Here is a 3981-nt window from a genome sequence, read left to right as displayed (position 1 = left end):
GCAGGCAGCGCGCAAGACCGGTGGGCAACGCTGGAAACCGACAAACAGCTCTCGTTCCCCGCGAGGAACACCGGCCGTGCGCGGGCAACACCCGACACGAGCTGGCCCGGCGACAGCGCTCTCCACCGACGCACAGCCCTCGGCACCAGCATTCGGCGCGGCAGGCAGTGCACGGGACCAACGGATTTCGTGCCTGATACACGAAATCCGTTGCTGTGGAACGTTATCCGAGTAGGACCGCGTAGCCGGGCTTGATGATGTCGTCGATGATGCGCAGGCGGTCGGGGAAGGGGATGAATGCGGATTTCATTGCGTTGATGGTGAAGCGTTCGAGATCGCTCCAGCCGTAGCCGAAGGTTTCCACCAGCTTGAGCATCTCCGCGCTCATGCTGGTATCGCTCATCAGGCGGTTGTCGGTATTGACCGTGACGCGGAAGCGCAGCCGCGCCAGCAGATCGAAGGGATGCTTGTCCAGCGATGGGACCGCACCGGTCTGCACATTCGAGGACGGACACAATTCCAGTGGAATTCGCATATCCCGCACATAGTTCGCCACCAGACCGAGTTCGGCGTCCTCGATCGCACCCGGCACGTGGATATCGTCGGTGATCCGCACGCCGTGCCCGAGCCGGTCGCAGCCACAGAACGCCAGCGCCTCGTGGATGGACGGCAATCCGAATGCCTCACCTGCGTGAATGGTGAAATGCGCGCTATTGGCTCGCATGTATTCGAAGGCGTCCAGGTGGCGGCTGGGTGGGAAGCCCGCCTCCGCGCCCGCGATATCGAATCCGCCGACGCCTCGGTCGCGCCAGCGCACCGCGAGTTCGGCGATCTCGCGCGAACGTGCCGCATGGCGCATGGCGGTGAGCAGGCAGATCACCACAATCGGGCGCCCCGCGGCGGCCGCGGCCGCCGCGCCCTCCCGGAATCCGGCGAGGGTGTGCTCGACCACCTCGTCCAGGGTGAGGCCGCGCTCCAGATGCTGTTCGGGTGCGAAGCGCACCTCGGCATAGACCACGCCATCGGCGGCGAGGTCTTCCGCGCATTCCCGAGCGACGCGACGCAGTCCCTCCGGGGTCTGCATCACCGCGACGGTGTGCGCGAACGTCTCCAGATAGAGCTCGAGCGAGCCGCTGTCGGCCGCATCGCGGAACCACGTCGCCAGCGCGGCCTCATCGGTGGCGGGTAGGTCGTCGTAACCGCAATCGGCGGCGAGCTCCAACACCGTCGCTGGCCGCAGACCACCGTCGAGATGATCGTGCAGCAGCGCCTTGGGAGCTTGGCGGATCGAGGCAAGGGTCAAAGGCATCGGTCCTGTCATGACCACACGTTAGCCGCACCGACCCCTCCATGCGGCTGTGATTGCGCTCTCCGCCGCCCGCGCCCGAGACATCGCCCTCAATATGCCTGCTCGAGTGGCAAAATGCCGCGCCATGCCGTATCGAAAACCACCCCACACCAGTCCAGAGTCAACATAGCGGTCGGTTTCCTACCCGCCCGCACACCCCGCCGACATCACAGTGGGCCGCAATCAACTCGCATATAACTCGGCTGAGTTAGTTGCACCGCGCATCGGATTGCCAGTCGATCGATGCACCATGCAAAACAGCGAATCACGTACAGCGAGCGATCCACGCGCGGCAGCGAGACCGCGCGCAGTGGACGAAGCCGCGTTCAACAGGCAAATTTCGATGCCGTGGTGGAGATTGCTGGGTCAGGGGGCGATGCGGTCCAGGATCAGCGAAGCTGGTGCGGGTGGGGTTCCGATGGTGATTGCGTCGGTGAGAGCGGCACGGGCGCCGGGGAAGGCGGCGGGGGTGTCGGTGTGCATGGTGAGGAGAGGGGCGCCTGCCTTCACGGGATCGCCTGGCTTGGCGTGCATTTCGATGCCAGCGCCGAATTGGACGGGATCACCCTGCCGGGCGCGACCCGCGCCGAGCCGCCATGCGGCAATGCCGACGCCCATCGCGTCGAGGCGGGTGAGCACCCCGTCTTCGTCGGCCCGCACGATCTCGGTGTGCTTCGCGCGCGGCAGCGGTGCGTCCGGGTCGCCGCCCTGCGCCTCGACCATCGCGCGCCAGTGGTCCATCGCGCGGCCATCGGCGAGGACATCGGCCGGATCGATATCGAGTCCGGCCTGGGCGACCATCTCGCGTGCGAGAGTGAGCGTCAGTTCGACGACATCGGCGGGGCCGCCGCCCGCAAGCACCTGCACCGACTCCGCGACCTCGAGCGCATTGCCCGCGGTGCGGCCGAGCGGAGTGTCCATCGCGGTCAGCAGCGCCACCGTCCGGACCCCGGCGTCGGTGCCGAGTTCTACCATCGCCGTTGCCAATTCGCGTGCGCCGTCCAAGGTTTTCAGGAAGGCTCCCGAGCCGACCTTGACATCCAGTACCAGCGCGGCAGTGCCCTCGGCGATCTTCTTGCTCATGATCGAGCTGGCGATGAGCGGGATGGATTCCACTGTCCCCGTCACGTCACGCAGCGCGTACAGCCGTTTGTCCGCCGGAGCGAGATCCGCGCCCGCCGCGCACACCACCGCACCGATGCCGGGATCGGCCAATATCTCCCGCATCCGCGCCACCGGCACATCGGCCCGCCACCCAGGGATCGCCTCGAGCTTGTCGAGCGTTCCGCCGGTATGTCCCAGCCCGCGCCCCGACAGCTGCGGCACCGCCGCGCCGCATGCCGCGACCAATGGCGCGAGCGGCAGCGTGATCTTGTCGCCCACCCCGCCGGTCGAATGCTTGTCCACGGTCGGCCGCGGCAGATCGGTGAAGTCCATCCGCCGCCCCGACGCGATCATGGCGTTCGTCCAGCGCGCGGTCTCCCGCCGCGTCATCCCCCGCCACACGATCGCCATCGCCAACGCCGCCATCTGCTCGTCGGCTACCGCCCCCTTGGTGAATCCATCCACCACCCAATCGATCTGCGCATCCGACAGCTCCCCGCCGTCCCGCTTGGCCGTAATGATCGAAACCGCGTCCACTGCCGTCACATCGGCCAGTCTGGCACGGGATATGCCTGAACCCTGGTACTTGTCGGTGCCCTCCGATAGCCTCTGCGCATCATCGAGTCGACGTTTGGGGGAGCAATGACGTACGCAAACATGGACCGCCGCGTGACGGATCTCGCGGCTCGTATCCGCGAGGTCGAGGAGGGCCTCGGCGAGTCCCAGTTGACACTGACGCGACGCGTCACGGCAATCGAAATCGTGCAGAAACGAAGCTTCTGCCGCATCCTCGAGCGCCTCGGCGTCCCCGCCGACGAAATCTCGCAGATCACGGTCACGACCGAGTCCGAGATCGACGCCGTTCTCGAAGAAGACTGCTGAGGGCGGCCGCCCTACTGCTGCCCGGCATCCAGATCGTCGGGCCCGAAGGCATCGGGCAGCAGGCTGCGCAGCGGAACGGGTCCGGCCTTGTGGTCCACCAGGAGATCGGGTCCGCCGTGTTCGTAGAGCAGCTGACGACAACGGCCGCATGGCATCAGGATTTCGCCCCGAGAATCGGTGACGGAGAGTGCGAGCAACCGCCCGCCACCGCCCGCAAATAAGTTACCGATGAGTACACATTCGGCGCACAGGCCTAATCCATATGAGACATTTTCCACATTGCAGCCGCTCACAATTCGACCGTCCGAACTGAGCGCCGCGGCGCCGACCGGAAACCGCGAGTATGGCGCATAGGCATTGTGCATAACTTGAATTGCCTTGTCGCGCAAGATTTTCCAGTCAATTTCCGACATCGGTAGCCCCTCGTGAGCCGAGCTTCACTTGCCCGCGCAAGGGCCACGACGGATCCCTTCACGCATCAAGAAAGGTAAACCTAACTCGCCCGACTGTAGCGCAACGCACGGCACGCCGAATTAGTTCCGCGATTCGGAGCAAGCTTTTTATTTTGTAGATGGAAAAGCTGTATGGAATGCAAGTCACAGTGATATTAATGTATCTACATTAGCACAAGCTGAAGAGTAAGAAAG

General features: G+C 64.9%; 4 protein-coding genes. 1 reads left to right on the top strand and 3 read right to left on the bottom strand.

Annotation, left to right across the window (positions count from 1 at the left end; all coding sequences use genetic code 11):
- Positions 1–223 precede the first annotated feature (223 nt).
- Together ABZW16_RS43285 and ABZW16_RS43280 are read right to left on the bottom strand one after the other, a co-directional pair.
- The gene (locus ABZW16_RS43285; protein WP_354961979.1) at positions 224–1321 is read right to left on the bottom strand and encodes an adenosine deaminase; all 1098 of its coding nucleotides are present in this window, start codon (positions 1319–1321) and stop codon (positions 224–226) included.
- A gap of 393 nt (positions 1322–1714) precedes the next feature.
- Positions 1715–2998: a thymidine phosphorylase gene (locus tag ABZW16_RS43280; RefSeq protein ID WP_354961978.1), complete on the bottom strand. Its 1284-nt coding sequence runs from the start codon at positions 2996–2998 to the stop codon at positions 1715–1717.
- Between the two features lie 123 nt (positions 2999–3121).
- Here ABZW16_RS43280 and ABZW16_RS43275 point away from each other — a divergent pair, with 123 nt between their 5' ends.
- A complete protein-coding gene (locus ABZW16_RS43275) occupies positions 3122–3334 on the top strand; it encodes a hypothetical protein (protein WP_354961977.1) in 213 nt (70 codons plus the stop codon).
- Positions 3335–3345: 11 nt separating this feature from the next.
- On the opposite strand, the gene ABZW16_RS43270 is transcribed toward ABZW16_RS43275, so the two are convergent.
- Positions 3346–3747, bottom strand: a complete 402-nt coding sequence (locus ABZW16_RS43270; RefSeq protein ID WP_354961976.1) for a cytidine deaminase — start codon at positions 3745–3747, stop codon at positions 3346–3348.
- Positions 3748–3981 lie beyond the last annotated feature (234 nt).

This window comes from Nocardia sp. NPDC004604 (assembly GCF_040609795.1).
Lineage (GTDB): Bacteria > Actinomycetota > Actinomycetes > Mycobacteriales > Mycobacteriaceae > Nocardia.
Note: the sequence above shows the minus strand (reverse complement) of the source record. Positions and strands in the feature narration are given on the sequence as shown.

What these genes read in the sequence shown, in the direction of transcription:
- ABZW16_RS43285 (WP_354961979.1), bottom strand. Translation starts at nt 1,321, where the DNA reads ATGACAGGACCGATGCCTTTGACCCTTGCCTCGATCCGCCAAGCTCCC.
- ABZW16_RS43270 (WP_354961976.1), bottom strand. Translation starts at nt 3,747, where the DNA reads ATGTCGGAAATTGACTGGAAAATCTTGCGCGACAAGGCAATTCAAGTT.